Genomic DNA, 19,048 nt, shown 5'->3' on the forward strand with positions numbered 1-19,048 from the left:
CCCCACTCATCAAAGATTCTCCAGCTCGCCGAGCAGTTCATCCATCAGGTCCAGTTCCTCTTCCGCGCTGGCCGAATCTGCCCGCTGGGCTTCGATCCAGGCGGCCAGCGCTGCAATGTTGCTCAGCTCGAACAGGCGGTGCAGCGGCAATTCCAGGCCCAGGCGCTGACGCAACGTCAGGCCGACCTGGGTGAGCAGCAGCGAATGGCCGCCCAGTTCGAAGAAGTCGTCGTGCAGGCCGACGCGGTCCACCTGCAGCACGTGCTGCCAGATGCCGGCCAGCTCGACTTCCAGGTCGCTGCGCGGCGCCACATACTCGCGCAGGCTGTCGCCCAGTTGCGGGTCCGGCAGGGCCTTGCGGTCCAGCTTGCCGTTGGGCGACAGCGGCATGGCGTCGAGGGCGATGATCCGCGACGGCACCATGTAGTCCGGCAACTCGCCTTGCAGTGTCTGGCGCAGGGTTTCGGGCTCGGCGCTGGCGACCACGTAGGCCAGCAGCACGCCGTCCTTGGCCACCACCACCGCTTCGCTGACCTGCGGGTGGGCCTGCAGGCGCGCTTCGATCTCGCCCAGCTCGATACGCAGGCCGCGAATCTTCACCTGGTGGTCGAGACGGCCAAGGTATTCGATGGCGCCGTCTTCGCGCTGGCGAGCCAGGTCGCCGGTGCGGTACAGGCGTTCGCCACTGCCAAATGGGTCAGCGACAAAGCGTTCAGCGGTCAAGCCGGGACGTGCGTGGTAACCGCGCGCCAGGCCGACGCCGCCGATGTACAGCTCGCCGGCCACGCCTTGCGGCACCGGCTCCAGGCGCTCGTCCAGCAGCACCAGGCGCAGGTTGTCGATGGGCCGGCCGATGGGCACGACCTGCCGCGCGTTGTCCTCGTCACAGGCCCAGAAGCTGACGTCGATCGCCGCCTCGGTCGGGCCATAGAGGTTGTGCAACTTCGCACTGCTGCGCTGGCGGAACTGCTGTTGCAGCTCGTAGGGCAGCGCCTCGCCGGAACACATCACCTGCAGCAGCGACGGGCAGCGCTCCAGTTCGCCGGAAGCAACGAAGGCCTGCAACATCGACGGCACGAAGTGCAACATGGTGACCTGCCCCGCCTCGATCACCTGGCGCAGCGCCGCCGGGTCGCGGTGCGCGCCGGGCGCGGCAACCACCAGGGCGGCGCCGCTCAGCAGCGGCCAGAAGAACTCCCACACCGACACGTCGAAGCTGAACGGGGTCTTCTGCAGCACCCGGTCGGAGGCGTCCAGCGCGTAAGCCTTCTGCATCCAGTTCAGGCGATTGACCAGCGCGCGATGGCTGTTGCCGGCGCCCTTGGGCTTGCCGGTGGATCCGGAGGTGTAGATCAGGTACGCCAGGTTCTGCGGGCTGCCGGCGATGGCCGGGTTCTGCTCGGAGGCCGTGGCGATCTCGCCCCACTGGCTGTCCAGGCACACCATTTCGGCATTGCTCGCTGGCAGGCGCTGCAGCAGGTGCTGCTGGGTCAGCAGCAGGCCCACGCCGCTGTCGGCGAGCATGTGCTGCAGGCGCTCCTGTGGGTAGTCCGGGTCCATCGGCACGTAGGCGCCGCCGGCCTTGACGATGCCCAGCAGGGCCACCACCAGTTCCACCGAACGTTCGGCGGCCACGCCGACCAGCACGTCCGGGCCGACGCCCTGACCGCGCAGCCAGTGCGCCAGCTGGTTGGCGCGGGCGTTGAGCTGGGAGTAGCTCAGGCGCTCGTCGCCGAACTGCAGGGCCAGCGCCTCCGGGGTTGCGGCGACCTGTCGCTCGATCAGCTCCTGCAACTGCGCGTCGGCCGGGAAGTTCGCCTCGGTGTCGTTGAAGCGTTGCAGCAGCTTGTTGCGCTCCTCGCTGGCGAGCTGGCTGATGCGGCCCAGCGGGCGCTCGGCATCTTCCACCAGGGCCAGCAGCAGGTGCTCGAAGTGGCCACGTAGTTGCTCGATCTGGCTCGCGCTCAGGCGGTCGGCGCGGTAGGTGTAGCGCACGTCCAGTTGCTCGCCGGCGCTGGCCACCAGGGCCAGGGCGTAGTTGGTGCCGTCCACCGGGTGGTGGCCGAGGATGCGCAGGTCGTCCTCGCTGGACGAGGACAGCGCCGCATCCATGGGGAAGTTCTCGAACACGATGATGCTGTCGAACAGCGCCTGGCCGCCACGGCCGGCCCAGCGCTGGATGTCGTACAGCGGGGTGTGCTCGAACTCGCGCACGTCCAGGTTGAAGGCTTGCAGCTCGCGCAGCCAGTCGCCGACGTGCTGGGCGTCATCCGGCGTTTGCAGGATCGGCAGGGTGTTGATGAACAGACCGAGGCTTTCCTCCGCCCCCGGCAGCGTGGCCGGGCGCCCCGCCACGGTGGCGCCGAAGGTCACGCTGCGCTGGCCGCAGTAGCGTTGCAGCAGCAGCGCCCACGCGCCCTGCACCAGGGTGTTGAGGGTGATGCGCTGGGCCTGGGCGAAGCGTTGCAGCGGCGCGCTGTCGAGGCGGCTGTGCAGCTCGCGCAGCGGCTCCTCTCGGAAGCCGGCGTTGCAGGCGGTGGCCAGCAGGGTCGGCTCGTCGAAGCCCTTCAGGCGCTCGCGCCAGAAACTCTCGCCGGCCGCGCCGTCCTGCTCGTGCAGCCAACCGATGTAGTCGCCGTACTGCGCCGCGGGCGCCGGCAGTGCCTCGCCACGGTAGAGGGCAAGCACTTCGCCAATCAGCCGCGCGCTGCTCCAGCCGTCCAGCAGCAAGTGGTGGCAGGTCCAGATCAGGTGGTAGCGGCGTTCGCCCAGGCGTATCAGCGCCAGGCGTTGCAGCGGCGGCTTGGCCAGGTCGAAGCCAAGGTTGCGTTGCGCGTCGGCGACGTTTTCAAGCTGCTGCGCGCTCACCTGCTGGCCGCGCCAGTCGAAGGACTGCACCGGCAACTGCACGTCGCGCAGCACGAACTGCAACGGCGCCGCATCGGCACTGGCGAGGAAGCCGGTGCGCAGGTTGGCGTGGCGGGCGATTACGGCGCGCCAGGCATCGAGGAAACGAGCCTCGTCGAGGCCGTCCAGATCGACGCGCAGTTGGTTGACGTAGAGCGAGGAGCCCGGCACGTCGAGGGCGTGGAACAGCATGCCCTGCTGCATCGGCGACAGCGGATAGAGGTCTTCCACGCCGGCCGGCAGCGGCAGCGCGTCGAGCTGTTGCTGATCCAGACCGAGCACCGGCAGGTCATTTGCGCCGAGCTTGCAGGGATGGCTCAGGCACCAGGCGACCAGCGCTTGCAGCTCGGCACGCAGCAGTGCTTGCAGCTCATCGATGTCCGCCGCGTCGAACATCGCACGGCTGTAGGTGACCTCCAGGCTCAGTTCACCGCCGAGCACGCGGCCGGCGTAGACCAGCGCGTTGCCCAGCGCAGCGTTCAGCGGCTGGCTGCGGCCGACGCCTTCGAAGGCCGGCAGAAAGTCGGCGTCGGCGAAGGCCTGGTCGAGCTGGCCGAGGTAGTTGAAGGTCACCTGTGGCGCCGGCAGGTCGCGCAGGCTGGCGGCGTGCTGGCTGAGGTAGCGCAGTTGGCCGTAGCCGATGCCGGCGCGCGGCAGCTTGCGCAGGTGGTCGCGGGTGGCGCGCAGGTCCGCACCCGGCTCGCCGCCGGCTTGCAGGCGAACGGGATAGAGCGCGGTGAACCAGCCCACGGAGCGGCTCAGGTCCAGCGCCACGTCGCCGTCAACGGCGTCGCGGCCATGGCCTTCCATCTCCACCAGCGCGGAGCTTTCGCCGGTCCAGGCGCACAGGGCGCGGGCCAGCGCGGTCAGCAGCAGGTCGTTGATCTGCAGGCGCTGCGCCTTCAGCGCCGGGCCGAGCAATTGGCGGGTGGTCACGGCATCGAGGCTGAAGCGCGCGTTGGCGGCTTCCTTCCAGGTGGCCGGGGCACCGCTGCGGGCGCGGGTCAGACGCGGTGCATCGCGCAGTTCGGCCTGCCAGTAGCCCAGCTCAGCGGCAGCGCTATTGGCAGCTGCCTGCTGGCGGGCGCTCCAGGCCTGGTAGCTGTCGCTGCGCGGCAGCGCGGCGGGTGTGCGACCGGCGCGCAGTTCGCGGCAGGCGTACTGCAGGTCTTCCAGCAGGATGCGCCACGACACGCCGTCCACCGCCAGGTGGTGGATGACCAGCAGCAGGCGCTCGCTACCATCCGCCAAACTGACCTGCATGGCGCGCAGCAGCGGGCCGTTGGCGATGTCCAGGCTGGCCTGGGCGTCGTCGCACAGTCGCTCCAGGGTTTGCGCGTCGGCGGCGCGGCGGCGCCACAGCAACGTCATATCCAGCGGGCCAAGTTCTGCGTAACGCTGGCGGCTGCCGTCGAAACGCAGGCGCAGCGCGTCGTGCTGGCCGACCAGCCAGTGCAGCGCACGGGCGAGGACGTCGCCACCCAGTGCTTCACGCGGTTGCAGCAGCAGCGCCTGGTTCCAGTGATGACGCTGGGCGCTCGGCACACGCTCGAAGAAGCGCGCCTGTACTGGCGACAGCACCACCTCACCGCTGACGGCGGCCACCGGCGCGGGTGCTGCCGGCGCGGCCGGGGCACGGCTTTCCAGCCACTGCGCCAACTGGCGGACGCTCTGCCGCTCGAACAGCTGTTTCGGGCTGAGCTTGTAACCGAGTTTGCGGATGCGCGCGATGATCTGCAGGCTGAGGATGGAGTCGCCGCCCAGCTCGAAGAAGTTGTCTTCGGCATCGACGCGCTCGACCTTCAGCACCGCTTGCCAGATAGCGGCGATGCGCTGTTCCAGCTCGCTCAGTGGCGCGCTGTCCACGGCCTTGGCGACCGCTTCGACGCGCGGCAGCGCCTTGCGGTCAACCTTGCCGTTGGCGTTCAGCGGCAGGCGCTCCAGCAGCATCAACTGGGCCGGCAGCAGGTATTCCGGGACTTCGCTGGCCAGGGCTTCGCGCAGGCTTTCCACGCTCTGCGCCTCAGTCACGACCCAGGCCAGCAGCTTCATCGGGCCATCGCCGTCACGCTCAGCCAGCGCCACAGCATCGCGCACGCCCGGCAGGCGCTTGAGCGCCTGCGCCAGTTCGCCCGGCTCAACGCGGTAGCCGCGAATTTTCACCTGGTCGTCGACGCGGCCGAGGAATTCCACGGCGCCGCGACGGTTCAGGCGCACACGGTCGCCACTGCGGTACAGGCGCTCGCCGTCGATCTCTACAAAGCGCTCGGCAGTCATCTCCGGCAGGCCGAGATAACCCAGCGCCAGGCCGGCGCCGCCGATGTACAGCTCGCCGGGCACGCCCGGCAGCAGGTCGTGGCCGTTCTCGTCGAGCACGCGGATGGCGCTATTGGCCAGCGGCGTGCCGATGGGCAGGCTGGCGGCCGGCAGGTCGTCCAGCAGTGACCATTCGTGGGTCAGCACGCCCACGGTGGCTTCGCTGGGGCCGTAGTGGTTGACGACGCGCAGCTTGGGCGACAGCTCACGGATCGGCTGCAGCAGCGCGCGGTCGCAGGCTTCACCGCCCACCACCAGCAGGCGGCGCGGCAGCACGGCGGCGGCGTTGGGCGCGGCGGCCAGCAGGCCGGCGAGATGGCTGGGGACGATCTTCAGCACGTCCACGTCCTGCATGAACGCGGCGAAGCGCTCGGCGTCTGCCACGGCCTGGGCGTCCGCCAGGTGCAGGCGACCACCGCCACACAGCGCGCCGAACAGCGTAGTGTGGCCGAGGTCGGCGGCCACCGAGGAGACCATCGCCATGCCCAGGCCCCGGGCGCGGCCCTGGTCCAGTTGCAGGCGTTCGAGCACGGCCTGCACGTAGTTGGCCAGCGCCCCGTGGCTGACGCGCACGCCCTTGGGCTGCCCGGTGGAGCCGGACGTGAAGATCACATAGGCAGCCTGTTGCGGGTCGATGCTCCGTGCCGGCGCAGCAGCGCTGCCCTGCTCCGGGCCGCCGGCCGGGATCAGCGTGGCGGTGTCGCCGATGGTTTCCAGCAGCGCGGCATCACTCACCAGCACACGGCCGATGCCGTTGTCCGTAAGCAACTGGCGCAGACGCTCGGCCGGTTGCGCCGGGTCCAGCGGCACGTAGGTAGCGCCGGCCTTGAGCACGCCCAGCAGCAGGAGCACCCACTGCACGCTGCGTTCCTGGCAGATGGCGATGCACGCGCCCGATTCCACGCCGCTGGCAATCAGCGCGTTGGCCAGGCGGTTGCTGCGCTGGTCCAGCTCGGCATAGCTGTAGCGGAGGCTGTCGTCCTGCACGGCGATGGCGTCCGGCTGCGCGGCAACTTGTGCAGCGAACAGGCCGAGCACGTCCTGCTGCGGCCACTGGCGCGCCTCGCCGCGACGGCGCGAAGCCACCGGGCGCGGCAGTTCGCCGAGGGCGCGCTGCGGCTCGGCGCACAGCTGGCGCAGCAGCGCTTCGAACTGGCCGGCGATGGCGGCGACGCTGGCATCAAGGAACAGGTCGCGGGCATAGACGAAGCTGCCGCGCAGCTCATCGCCCGGCTGGCCGCTGGCGTCCAGCGCCTCGGCCATGTCCAGGGCGAGGTCGAAGCGCGCGCCGTACTGTTCTTCGCTGAACAGTTCCAGCTTCAGCGTGCCGGCATCGGGCAGGCGGCTGACGTCGAAGCCGAAGTTGAACTTCACCTGCACCAGCGGGTTGTAGGCCAGGCTGCGCTCGGGTTGCAGGGCTTCCACCAGTTGCTCGAACGGCAGGTCCTGGTGCGCCTGGGCGCCCAGGGCCAGCGGCTTGAGGCGGGCCAGCAGCGCGGCGAAGGATTCGTCGTCAGCCAGGGTGCAGGGCATGACCTGGGTGTTGACGAAGAAGCCGATCAGCCCTTCGGTTTCCAGCTGCTGGCGGTTGGCGATAGGCACCGCGATGCGCAGGTCGCGCTGGCCGCTGTAACGCTGCATCAGCACCGCGTAGGCACCGAGCAGCAGCATGAACAGGGTGACGTCCTGCTCGCGGGCCAGCTGCTTGAGGCGGCTGCCGAGGCCGGCGTCCAGGCTGAAGCCGAGGCTGCCGCCACGGTAGCTCTGCACCGCCGGGCGCGGGCGATCGGCGGCCAGTTCCAGCACCGGCGTTGCATTGCCGAGCTGCTCGGTCCACCAGTTCAGCTGACGCTGGCCCTCCTCGCCCGCCAGCAGTTTTCGCTGCCACTGGGCGTAGTCGGCGTACTGCACTGGCAGCGGCGGCAGTTGCAGCTCCTCGCCAGCGGCGAAGGCGCCGTAGAGGCGACTGAATTCGTCAACCAGCACGCGGATCGACCAGCCATCGGAGACGATGTGGTGCAGCGTCAGCAGCAGCACATGGTCGTCGTCAGCCAGCCGGATCAAGGTCAGGCGCAGCAGCGGGCCGTTGCGCAGGTCGAACGGACGCTGCGCTTCTTCCTCGGCCAGCTTGCGCGCGGCGCTTTCGGCATCGGTTTCAGCGGACAGATCGACCCGCGCGAGGTCCAGGGGCTGCGCCGGCTGGATGCGCTGGAAGGCCTGGCCGTCCACTTCATCGAAGGTGGTGCGCAGGGTTTCGTGGCGCGCCACCAGGGCATCGAAGGCACGGCGCAGCGCGGACTCATCCAGCTGGCCGCGCAGGCGCAGCGCGCCGGGCACGTTGTAGGCGGCGCTGGCCGGTTCCATCTGCCAGAAGAACCACAGGCGGCTCTGGGCGGCGGACAGTGGCAGGTCGCCGTCGCGGGCAACGGCGCGCAGTGCCGGGCGAGCGCTGGGTGCAAGAGCCGTCAGCCGTGCAGCGAATTCATCCAGGCGGCTGGCTTCGAACAGGTCGCGCAGCGGCACTTCGCAACCCAGGTCGCGACGCAGACGGGAGATGACTTGCGTGGCCAGCAGCGAGTGGCCGCCCAGCTCGAAGAAGTCGTCCTCGCGGCCTACGCCCGGCACGCCGAGCACTTCGGCCCAGACGGCGGCGACGCGGCTTTCCAGGCCATCGCGCGGGGCTTCGGTGATGCTGGCGGCTTCCTGCGGTTCGGGCAGCGCCTTGCGGTCGATCTTGCCGTTGGCGTTGAGCGGCATCTGCTCCAGCACGAGGAGGCGCGACGGCACCATGTAGTCCGGCAGCTGTGCTCGCAGGGCGGCTTTCAGTGCGTCCTCGGCGAGGCTGTCGCCACAGACGTAACCCAGCAGGCGCTTGCCGCGCTCGCTGTCGCGGGCGATCACCGCCGCTTCGCGCACGCCGGGCAACGCACGCAGGCGGGCTTCGATCTCGCCCGGCTCGATACGGAAGCCGCGAATCTTCACCTGCTGGTCGACGCGGCCGAGGTAGTCCAGCGCGCCGTCTTCACGCCAGCGCACGCGGTCGCCGCTGCGGTACAGGCGGAGGCCGTCGGCGTAGGGGTCGGCGACGAAGCGCTCGGCGGTCATGCCGGCGCGCTGGTGGTAACCACGGGCAAGGCCGTGGCCGCCGATGTACAGCTCGCCGGCGACGCCGCGCGGCAGTGGTTGCAGGCGGTCGTCGAGGATGTACAGGCTACGCTCGCCGACCACTTCGCCGATGGGCGCATAGGCCGCGCCGCAGGTGGTGCGGGCGTCGGCCTTCCAGAGCAGCGGGGTGACCACCGTCTCGGTCGGGCCGTAGCCGTTGATCAGGTGCTGCGGTTTCAGCGCCTGGTGCGCCAGTTGGTAGGCTGCCTCAGGCACCGCGTCACCGCCGAAGCAGTAGATGCGCATGCTCGGCGCGTGGCCGTGCTCTTTATCCGGAGCAGCCAAAGCTTGCTCAGCCAGCTGTTGCAGGTAGGCCGGCGGGAACGCGGCGACCGTCACTTCGTGGCGGCGCAGTTGCTGCAGGGTCTGCTCGGCGGTCCACAGCGCATCGTTGCGGATCAGCAGGCTACCGCCGTGGGACAGCGCGGTGAGCCAGCGCTCGTGGGCGCCATCGAAGGCGAAGGACATGAAGATCAGCTCACGGTCGGCATCGCTCATGGCGTAGCGCTGGCCGATGGCGCGGCAGTGCGCGGCGATCTCGCCATGGGCGACGGCAACGCCCTTGGGCTGGCCGGTGGAGCCGGAGGTGTAGATCAGGTATGCGAGGTTCTGCGCCTGGATGCGCACCAGCGGGCGCACGGCCAATGCGTTGCCGAGGTCGGCCTGTTCCAGCACCAGGCGCTCGACGCCTTCGGGCAGCGGCAGGCGTTCGGCCAGCTCGGCGTTGGTCAGCAACAGGTCGACGCCGGCGTCCTGCATCAGCCAGGCCAGGCGTTCCTCGGGGTAGTCGACGTCCAGCGGCAGGTAGGCGCCGCCGGCCTTCATGACGGCCAGCAGGGCCAACGGGATGTCCACGCCGCGCGGCAGGGCCACGGCGACCCGGCGTTCCGCGCCAATGCCGTGCTGGATCAGGCGTTGCGCCAGGCGGTTGGAGCGATCCTCCAGTTCGGCGAAGTTCACCTCGCGCTGCTCGTCGATCAGCGCGACCTTGGCCGGATGACGGCGGGCCTGGGCGGCGATGGTTTCGCTCAGCGCTTCGAAGGCCGGCGCGTCACCGGCCACGGCGATGCTCCAGTCATTGGCGGGCAGCCAGTCGCGTGCATCCAGCACGGCGTCGGCATTCAGCTGCGGCAAGGTGCGCAGCAGGTCGAGGAAGTGCCCGACGAGGCGCTGCATGCCATTGGCGGCGTAACGCTCGCGGGCATAGCAGAAGCTCACACGCAAAGAGTGCTCGCCCTCGCGGACGCGCAGAACCAGGTCGAAGGGGGTTTCCAGGTCGAGCTGTTCCAGGGCTTCCACGCTGACGCCGGGCAGGCCGTTGCCGGCGCGCGGCTGCCATTGGTGGTCGAAGGCGACCTGGCACAGCGGGTGGCGGCCGTGGCCGCGTTCGGGTTGCAGCGCCTCCACCAGTTGCTCGAACGGCAGGCCCTGGTGCGCCTGCGCTTGCAGCAGGTCGTCGCGCAGTTGGCGGAGCACGCCGCGCAGGCTCGCGCCTTCGGGCAGCTCGCTGCGCAGCACCAGCAGGTTGACGAAGAAGCCGACCAGCCGCTCGCTGTCGAGCTGCTCGCGGCCGGCCTGGGTCAGGCCGATGCGCAGGTCGTGCTGGCCGCTGTAGCGCTGCAACAGCAGGTTGTAAGCGCTGAGCAGGAGCATCGGCAGGGTCGCGCCGTGGGCCTGGGCCAGGCTGCGCAATTTGCCGGTCAGCTCGGCGTCCACTTCGCGTTCGATCAGCTCGGCGCTCTGGCCTTTTACGCCCCCGTTCTTTTCTGGAGTGCTGAAGGGCAGCTCCAGCGGCGAATGCTGGTTGCCCAGGCGCTCGCTCCACCAGCCCAGCAGGCGGGCACCCTCGCCCGCTTCCAGCTTGCCCTGCTGGGCGGCGGCGAGGTCGAGGTACTGCCGTGGCAGCGCCGGCAGCACGGGCTCGCGCTGTTCGACGATGGCGCGGTAGCACTCGGCAAACTCGTCCAGCAGCAGGTTCAGCGACCAGCCGTCGGCGATGATGTGGTGGACGCAGAGCAGCAGCGCCTGGCGACCACCGCCGAGGTTCTGCAGGCGCAGGCGCAGCAGCGGGCCGCTGGCCAGGTCGAAGGGCTGCGCGGCGAAGGCATCGGCGTCCTCGCGGGCGGCAATGTCGCGGCGGGCGTTGCCCAGGGAGCTGAAGTCGCTCTCGGTGAGTTCCACCTGGGTAGCGTTGGACAGGCTCAGCGACACCTCGCCATCGGCCCGTTCGATGAAGCGGCTGCGCAGGGTTTCATGGCGGCCCAGCAGTACGGCGAAGGCCTGCTCTACCACCGGGCGGCGCAGCTCGCCGCGCAGGTTCATGCGCCCGGCGATGTGGTAGACGGCGCTTTCCGGCTCCAGCCTCCAGAGGAACCACAGGCGGCGCTGGGCCGGCGACAGCGGCAGCAGGCCGGCGCGCGGGACTTGCGGAACGGGCTCGGCTTCAGTGGTCGGCAATGCTGCCAGGGCGGCGGCGAAGGCACCCAGTTCCGGCGCTTCGAACAGCAGGCGCAATTCCACGGCGCGGCCGAGGCGTTCGCGCAGGCGCGCCATCAACTGGGTGGCCTTGATCGAGTTGCCGCCGAGGGCGAAGAAGTTGTCATCGCGGCGGATCGCCGGCAGCTCCAGCACTTCGCTCCACAGTGCGGCGATGGCTTGCTCTTGAGCCGACAGCGGCGCGACCGGCTTGGCGCTGGCGCCGTCGCTGATCGGCTCGCCGGCGCGCTGGATCGCGTAGGCCTGCAGGCTGCCATCGAGCAACTGGGTGCGGCAGGCCGAACGTTGCAGCTTGCCGCTGGAGGTCTTGGGCAGTGCGCCCGGCTCCAGCAGCGCCACCACCAGCGGCGCCTCCTGGAAGGTTTCCGCCACAGCGGCGGAGATAGCTTTCGCCAGCGCCTCGGCGGAGATCAGCTTGCGCACGCTGCGCCCGACTTCGGCGGCGATGCCGATGCCCTCGCGGCCCTGGTGTTCGATGGCGAAGGCGGAGACGCGGCCCTTGCGCACCAGGTCCACCTCTTCCTCGACGCAGCGTTCCAGGTCCTGTGGGTAGAGGTTCTGGCCACGGACGATGAGCATGTCCTTGAGGCGGCCGGTGACGAAGAGTTCGTCGTTGTGCAGGAAGCCCAGGTCGCCGGTGCGCAGCCAGGTGCGGCCGTCCTTTTCGACGAAGGTACGGGCGCTGGCTTCCGGGTTGCGCCAGTAGCCGAGGGCGACGCTGGGGCCGCTGCTCCAGATTTCGCCGACACGGTCCGGGCCGAGGCTTTCACCGCTCACCGGGTCGACCAGCTGGATTTCATGGTCGGGCTGGGCCCGGCCGCAGTTGATCAGCGAGGTGCCACGGCCTGGGCGGGCGATGTTTTCGCCCAGGGCATCGAGGTCCACTTCCAGCTGGCCGATGCCGTCGCCGCGCACGCCGCCGGTGACGAACAGGGTCGCTTCGGCGAGGCCGTAGCAGGCATAGAAGGATGCGGCGTCGAATTGCGCCGGGGCGAACCAGGCGGCGAAGCGTTCCAGGGTGTCCGGGCGGATCGGCTCGGAGCCGGAGAAGGCCACGCGCCATTTACTCAGGTCGAGGCCTTCCATGGCCGCCTCGTTGACCCGCTCGCAGCACAGGCGATAGGCGAAGTCCGGCCCGCCGCTGACGGTGCCGCCGTAGCGGGCAATGGCTTCCAGCCAGCGGCGCGGGCGTTCGAGGAAGTAGCGCGGCGACATCAACACGCATTCGATGCCGCTGTAGATCGGTTGCAGCAGGCCGCCGATCAGGCCCATGTCGTGGAACAGCGGTAGCCAGCTGACGATCACGTCGTCATCGCCGATGCCGAAGCCGCCCCGAATCAGGCGTTCGTTGGCGACCAGGTTGCCGTGGCTGACCTGCACGCCCTTGGGCGTCGAGGTGGAGCCGGAGGTGTATTGCAGGAAGGCGATGTCGTCGTCGGCCAGCTCGGGCATCTGCCACTCGACGGCCAGCGCCGGGTCGGCCTGGTCCACCGCCAGCAGCAACGGGCTGTCGCCGTTCTCTCGTTCGCAGGCCGGGCGCAGGGCTTCGATCAGCGTGGAGTCGGTGAGCACCAGGCTCGGCTGCGCGTCATCGAGGATCGAGCGCAGGCGCGCCAGGTGCTGCGGGCGCACGGATTCCGGCGGGTAGGCCGGCACGGCGATGATGCCCGAGTAAAGGCACGCGAAGAACGCGGTGACGTACTCCGGGCCGCTGGGCAGCAACAGCACGGCGCGGTCGCCTTGCTGGCCGTGGCGCAGCATCCAGGCAGCCATGGCGCGGGCGCGCTCGTCCAGCTCGCGGAAGCTGATGGGCTGTTCGAGGTTCTCGGCGATGAATCGCAGGGCGGTCTTGCGCGGCATTTCGCTGGCGCGTTGCAGCAGCGCCTCGACCAGGTTTCCTGCGGCTTCGTAGCGGTCGTTCATGACATCACCTGTTCTGTCGGCGAGCGCGTGGGGCCCGCCGGAGGGAAATTCGTGGGTTCAGCTTTTTGCGTGATGGGAATCGGAGAACCGAACTGCTTACTCGCTCCGATCCGTCCCCTCTTCCTCTCGGGGAGGCTCAGGGTGAGGGTGCTACCGGCAACTCCAGCGCCAGGCCATTTCCCTCACCCCCCTCTCCCAGAGGGAGAGGGAGCTATCCGTCCCGGCGTCAGGCATCAGCGCCATGCCCTTGCGCCATCGCCACCACCACCTTGCGTGGGCCACTGAACGGCGCACGCGCATGGGCGGCGAGCATGTTGTCGAGCATCAGCACGTCGCCGCTGTGCCAGGGGAAGCTCACCTTGGCCTCCTCCAGCACGCCGCGAATGTCGTCGAGCACCGAGTGCTCGAGGGGGCTGCCGTCGCCGTAGTAAACGTTGCGCGGCAGGTCTTCCTCGTCGACGATTTCCAGCAGGCTCTCGCGCACTTCCGGCGGAAGATTCGAGACATGGAACAGGTGCGCCTGGTTGAACCAGACCCAGTCGCGGGTGACCGGGTGCTGCGCCACCGCCTGGCAGACCTGGCGGGTGCGCAGCTCGCCGTCTTCCTTCCACTCCCAGCCAATGTTGTGAGCCCTGCAGTAGGCCTCGACCACGGCCGGATCGGCGCTGTTGAACACCTGCTCCCAGGCCACATCCAGGCCGTTGCCGAAGTTGCGGGTGTACATCAGCCCGCGCTCGCTGAAGCGGCGGCGGATGCCCTCGTCGACCCGGCGGTAGATCTCGCGGCTGTCGGCTATCGGCGTCTCGCCGCCGCTCTGCGCGGCCTGCACGCAGTAGAACCAGATCTTCATCGGCCACTCGCGGGTGTAGGCCTGCTCGTTGTGCAGCGGGATGTGCTGGTGCGGCGGGTATTCGGTGGAGGTGTACACGCCGCTGGTGACGTTGCTGCGCGGGGTGGAGCCGAACTCGTAGTTGAGCAGCGGGTGGCCGAAGCCGGCGGCGAACTCGCGGAAGCGCTCCGGCGCGCCAACCTGGAAACCACGGAAGAGAATGCCGGCGCACACCGGCAGGCGCTCAGTCACCAGCGGGCGCAGTTCGGCCAGGGCGTCGAGCAGGTCGATGCCGTCGCCGCGGGCCTGCACCAGCAGCGGCAGGCCGCCACGCGCGTCGGCCAGGGGAGCAATGTCGAACAGAGTGGAGGTGGGCATCGGGGTCTCCGCTTGAATCGATCAGGCCAGCGCTGCGCTGGTCGACTGGCCGGGCTGGCGCAGGCGGCCGAGCAGCAGCTCGAGCAGGCGCGCCTCGCCGGCATGGAGGAAGAAGTGGCCGCCGTCGAGCATCTCCAGGGAGAAGCCGGCGCTGGTTTCGTCCTGCCAGGCCGACAGGGACTCCACCGAGAGCCGGTCGGCCTTGCCGCCGAACACATGGATCGGGCAGGCCAGCGGCGCGCGGCGGCGGTAGTCGTAGCGACCGCAAAGCAGGAAGTCGGCGCGCATCACCGGCAGGGTCAGGCGCAGCATTTCCTCGTCGGCGAACACCGCTTCGGGCGTGCCGCCGAGGCGGCGCATGCGTTCGATCAGTTGGGCGTCGCTCTGCTCTTGCGCCAGCTCGCGGTGGCTGTCGCGGCGAGCGGGCGCTGCGGCCGCCGAGGCAAACAGCGCCTGCGGAGCCGGCAAGCCGCGCTCGCGCAGGGCGTGGGCCAGCTCGAAGGCCAGCAAGCCGCCGAGGCTGTGGCCGAAAATGGCGTAGGGCTGGTCCAGACGCGCGGCGATTTCGTCAGCCAACTGGCCGGCCAGGGCACGCAGGTCGGTCTGCAGGTTTTCGGCGAAGCGCCGGCCACGGCCGGGCAACTCCACCGGGCAGACTTCAATCCAGCTCGGCAGCTGGCGCTTCCAGCGCGCATAGAGCATGGCGCTGGCGCCGGAGTACGGCAGGCAGAACAGACGCAGCATGGGTTATTGCCCCGCCGCCTGGCCGTCCATCTTCTGTCGCAGGCTCAGCGGACGCATGTCGGTCCAGTTGGCTTCGACGAAGGCCAGGCAGTCGGCCTTGCTCCCCTGCTTGCCGGCCTCGCGCCAGCCGGCCGGGACTTCCTTGTAGTCCGGCCACAGCGAGTACTGCTCTTCACCGTTGACCAGCACCTTGTAAACCGCATCGTCGCGATCGAACGCCATCGCCTTTCTCCTTCAGCTGCAGGGGATGCCGGCCACCGGCCATTGCCGATGTTTTCCAGCTCTGCCATGAAGACGAGAGAGGCAATGAAATAGTTAGTGTTCTCGTATGCGATTAATTCTCATAAGATATGCGCCGGCGAAATTTCCTGGCTCGCCCTACCGCAGCAAACCGAAAGATCGGACGAAAGGATGCGAATGAAAAATCTTCACCCTGCCTTGGGAACCCTGTTGCAGAGCACTAGTCCGAGTCTTCCGAATAAATTGATAATAATTATCATTTGATCTAGATTGGCCGCCTCAACCCATGTGGACGTCCCCGCCTCCGCCGCCGCATAGGAAAACCTTGCATGTCCAAGCCAATGCCCGCCGAGTCGCGCCCCGCTCTCCACGAGCTGTTCGCTACCCACCGGCAGACCTTCATCAATGCGGCCGCACGCATCCTCGGCTGCCGCAGCCATGCCGAAGACGTGGTGCACGATGCGTACATCAAGCTCAACGCGAGCGACCTCACTCCCGGCATCCAGTCGCAGAGCGGCTACCTGATGCGCGTGGTGCGCAACCTGGCCATCGATCTTTATCGCCGGCAGGCGCTGGAGAAGCGCTACTCGGGTAGCGAGGAAGAAGGCATGCACGTCGCGACGCCCTCCGCGTCACCGGAACTGGAGCACGAGGACCGGCAGACCCTGGAGGCCATCTCCAGCGCCCTGCAGTGCCTGCCCGAGCGCACCCGCTACGCCTTTGAGATGTATCGCCTGCACGGCCGCACGCAGAAGGAAATCGCCGAGGAACTGGGCGTCTCCCCGACCCTGGTGAACTTCATGGTGCGCGATGCGCTGATCCATTGCCGCAAGACCCTGAAGGGCTTGGAGGCTGGCAAGGCCTGACGTTCAACCTTCCGCCAGGGCGCGGAAGGTCGAGCGGTACTGCTCCGGCGTGGTGCCCGACAGCCGCCGGAACATCGCGATGAACGCCGAAGGGCTGCTGTAGCCCAGGTTGAAGGCGATCTGCTGCACCCCTTCCCCCGATGCCAGTGCCTCGATGGCGGCGAGAAACCGCAGGCGCTGTCGCCATTCGCCGAACGACATCCCCAGTTCCCGCTGACAGGCCCGCGCCAGGGTGCGTTCGGTGCTGTGCACGCGCTCCGCCCAGTGCGCGAGGGTGCGGTTGTCGCCGGGCTCGGCCTGCAACGCGACCAGCACTTCGCCCAGTGCTCCGCCGCTGGCGTACGGCAGGTAGTCGTCGTGGGGCTGCGCGGCCTGTAGCTGGTCGATCACCACATCGGCCAGGCGCTGGTCGGCGGCGCTCTGCGGGACGTTCACCCCTCGCGCGGCGAAGTCGGAAAGGATCGCCTTGAGGATGTCGCTGATCGCCAGGGTGCAAGGGGTCTGCGGCAGCTTGCGCGCCAGTTCGGCGGACACGTAGAGCGAGCGGTAGATGATCGCCTGGCGGTTGTAGCAGCTGTGTTCGCGCCCCGGCGGCACCCACACGGCGTACTGCGGCGGCGAGAGGAAGCGCTGGCCGTCCACTTCCAGCTCCATTACCCCGTGGGACGCGTAGTTGAGCTGGCCCCAGGGGTGGCGATGGCTGGGCGAATGGGTGCCGGCGTCGAACTCGTCGTAGCGGAAGTACAGTTCGGCGGGCAACTGGTCGATGTCGGGAAGCGGGAGCGGCAGTGCGCGGGTCATGTCCGAATGCCGGGGTGGATTGTCCGGTTTTCATTATACGTCTGGTTTCGGACGAGGGGAGAATGGGTGGCATCTGTGGAGCGCCCTCTCCCCAGCCCTGGCCACGCGCCCCGCTCCGAAGGGAGAGAGGACTGGTCCGGTGCAGGTTGAAACCATGACATCAGCCGGCTCGCACTGCTCCCTCTCCCTTCAGGGAGAGGGCTGGGGAGAGGGAAGTAGCCACCACTTCGAAATCAAACCTGAGACCTGCAAGAACTCATGAACTACCTGTTCCCCCTGCTGGCCGTGGTCATCTGGTCCGGCAATACCGTCGTCAACAAACTCGCCGTGGGGCAGATCGCCCCGGCGGAGATCGGCTTCTACCGCTGGCTGCTGGCCGGCGCGCTGCTGACGCCCTTCCTGCTGCGCGCCACCCTCGCCCACTGGCCGGTAATCCGCGCCAACCTCGGCAAGATCGTCACCCTCGGCCTACTCGGCATGGCCGTCTACCAGTGCCTGGCCTACTACGCCGCCGCGCTCACCTCGGCGACCAACATGGGCATCATCCTGTCGCTGATGCCGCTGATGTCCCTCGCGCTGGCGTCGGTGCTGCTGCGCCACAAGCTGAGCCCCGCCGCACTGCTGGGCGCGCTGGTCTCGCTGGGCGGCGTGCTGCTGGTGATCACCCAGGGCAACCCGCAGCAACTGATCAGCCACGGCGTGAACCTGGGCGACGGCATGATGATCGTCGCCACCCTCGCCTACGGCGTGTATGGCGTGCTGCTGAAGAAGTGGAACCTGCCGCTGCCACCGCTGCTGATGCTGTACCTGCAGGTGCTGGTGGCGGTCGTTGCGCTGGCGCCGTTGTATATCGCTTCGCCGCACCATGGCCTGACCGCCGCCAACCTGCCGCTGGTGCTGTATGCCGGGCTGCTGGCCTCCATCGTCGGCGCGCTGGCCTGGATGCAGGGCGTGCAGCGCATGGGGCCGAGCCGCATGGCGCTGTTCTTCAACCTGCTGCCGGTGCTGACCGCCGCCATCGCCGCCGTGGTGCTGGGCGAACAGCTGACCAGCTACCACCTGGTAGGTGGCGCACTGACCCTGGCCGGCGTGCTGCTGGCCGAGCTGTGGCGGCCACGGGTGAAACCCGCCACTGCTGTCAGCGCCCGCTGACTCGGATGCTCTTGTAGGAGCGAGCTTGCTCGCGAACCGCTTGACGCTGATGTCGCCGGGCAACCTGTTCGCGAGCAATGACGATGGCGTCCCCTCTCTTTCCTACAGGCCCGCGCGGAACTCGGCCATAACGGTGGCGACCAACTCCGCCGCCGGCATCTCCCGCGACAGCGGCGCGCCCTGCCCGGCCCACTGCACGGCGAAGTCGCTGTTGCCCTTGGCGGCTGCGGCGGCGGTCAGCGCCTTCGCCGCGTCGTAGGTTGTCGGGTACGCCGGCAGCTCCGGTGCATCGGCGCTGCCCACATCGGTGAACAGCCGGTTCACCATGCCCCGAGCGGCGCGACCGGAAATCGCCGACGTCACTTCGGTGCGCTCCCCGCGCTCGCCACGCAGCGCCGCCTTGAACGCGGCGTTGGCCGAGGACTCGTCGGCGGAAATGAACGCCGTGCCCATCTGCACCGCCTGCGCACCCAGTTCGAACACCGCACGCATGCCCTGCCCGTCCATGACTCCGCCGGCGGCAATGATCGGCAGCCCCGTGGCTTTCGCCAGCGTGCGCACCAGCGCGAAGGTGCCGATGCGCGCGTCTTTCTCCGGCTCGAACACGCCACGGTGTCCGCCCGCCTCATAGCCTTGCGCAACGATGGCGTCGATACCCGCCGCCTCGATGGCGCGGCCTTCCGCAAGGCAAGTGGCGGTGGCCAGCAGACGGATGCCGGCAGCTTTCAGACGGTCGATCCAGTCCTGCGGCGGCAGGCCGAAGTGGAAGCTGACCACGGCCGGCCGCGCTTCGATGAGGAATTCCAGCATCTCGGGGTCGGCCAGGAAGCTGCGGTAGATCTCGCGGATCTGCGCCGGCGGCTGCGCATCGAATTCGGCGAACAGCGGGCGCAGGTGCTCCAGCCAGGCGGCCTCGCGCGCCGGGTCCGCCACGGCCGGGCGGTGGCAGAACAGGTTGAGGTTGAGCGGCTTGTCGGTCAGCGCGCGGGTCTGCTCCAGCAGGGCACGAGCCTGCGTGGCGTTGCTCGCACCCAGGCCGATGGAGCCCAGCCCGCCGGCATTGGACACCGCCGCGGCCAGCGCCGGGGTGGACACGCCGACCATGGGCGCCTGGATGATGGGGTGCTGGATGCCGAGCAGTTCGGTGATGCGCATGACGGGGTCCTCAACGTCGGGGGAGTCGGCGAAATGGCCGCTTGGCCTTTCTCTCGATTGCCTTGCTTTCGCTTGA

8 protein-coding genes are annotated in these 19,048 nt (G+C 68.8%); 2 read left to right on the forward strand and 6 right to left on the reverse strand.

All coding sequences use genetic code 11. The annotated features are described in order from the left end of the window. Positions 1–9 precede the first annotated feature (9 nt). From CTR55_RS03190 to CTR55_RS03205, 4 genes are all read right to left on the reverse strand, one after another. On the reverse strand, positions 10–12,807 hold the full coding sequence (locus tag CTR55_RS03190) for a non-ribosomal peptide synthase/polyketide synthase (protein WP_296284102.1): 12,798 nt from the start codon (positions 12,805–12,807) through the stop codon (positions 10–12). Between the two features lie 226 nt (positions 12,808–13,033). Further along, complete coding sequence (locus tag CTR55_RS03195; RefSeq protein WP_296284103.1) at positions 13,034–14,014, reverse strand: TauD/TfdA family dioxygenase; 981 nt, start codon at positions 14,012–14,014, stop codon at positions 13,034–13,036. Positions 14,015–14,035: 21 nt separating this feature from the next. Beyond that, on the reverse strand, positions 14,036–14,758 hold the full coding sequence (locus CTR55_RS03200) for an alpha/beta fold hydrolase (protein ID WP_296284104.1): 723 nt from the start codon (positions 14,756–14,758) through the stop codon (positions 14,036–14,038). A gap of 3 nt (positions 14,759–14,761) precedes the next feature. Beyond that, positions 14,762–14,980, reverse strand: a complete 219-nt coding sequence (locus CTR55_RS03205) for an MbtH family protein (protein WP_296284105.1) — start codon at positions 14,978–14,980, stop codon at positions 14,762–14,764. A gap of 347 nt (positions 14,981–15,327) precedes the next feature. On the opposite strand from CTR55_RS03205, the gene CTR55_RS03210 reads away from it, so the two are divergent. Next, positions 15,328–15,864, forward strand: a complete 537-nt coding sequence (locus tag CTR55_RS03210; RefSeq protein WP_296284106.1) for an RNA polymerase factor sigma-70 — start codon at positions 15,328–15,330, stop codon at positions 15,862–15,864. 3 nt (positions 15,865–15,867) lie between these two features. On the opposite strand, the gene CTR55_RS03215 is transcribed toward CTR55_RS03210, so the two are convergent. Next, on the reverse strand, positions 15,868–16,665 hold the full coding sequence (locus tag CTR55_RS03215) for a helix-turn-helix transcriptional regulator (RefSeq protein WP_296284107.1): 798 nt from the start codon (positions 16,663–16,665) through the stop codon (positions 15,868–15,870). Positions 16,666–16,923: 258 nt separating this feature from the next. Between CTR55_RS03215 and CTR55_RS03220 the strand changes: the two genes are divergently transcribed. After that, complete coding sequence (locus CTR55_RS03220) at positions 16,924–17,817, forward strand: DMT family transporter (RefSeq protein ID WP_296284108.1); 894 nt, start codon at positions 16,924–16,926, stop codon at positions 17,815–17,817. A 102-nt stretch (positions 17,818–17,919) separates the two neighbouring features. Here the strand turns inward: CTR55_RS03220 and CTR55_RS03225 are convergent, their stop codons facing one another. Further along, the gene (locus CTR55_RS03225; RefSeq protein WP_296284109.1) at positions 17,920–18,972 is read right to left on the reverse strand and encodes a nitronate monooxygenase; all 1,053 of its coding nucleotides are present in this window, start codon (positions 18,970–18,972) and stop codon (positions 17,920–17,922) included. Positions 18,973–19,048: the final 76 nt, after the last annotated feature.

This window comes from Pseudomonas sp. (assembly GCF_002796985.1).
GTDB lineage: Bacteria > Pseudomonadota > Gammaproteobacteria > Pseudomonadales > Pseudomonadaceae > Pseudomonas.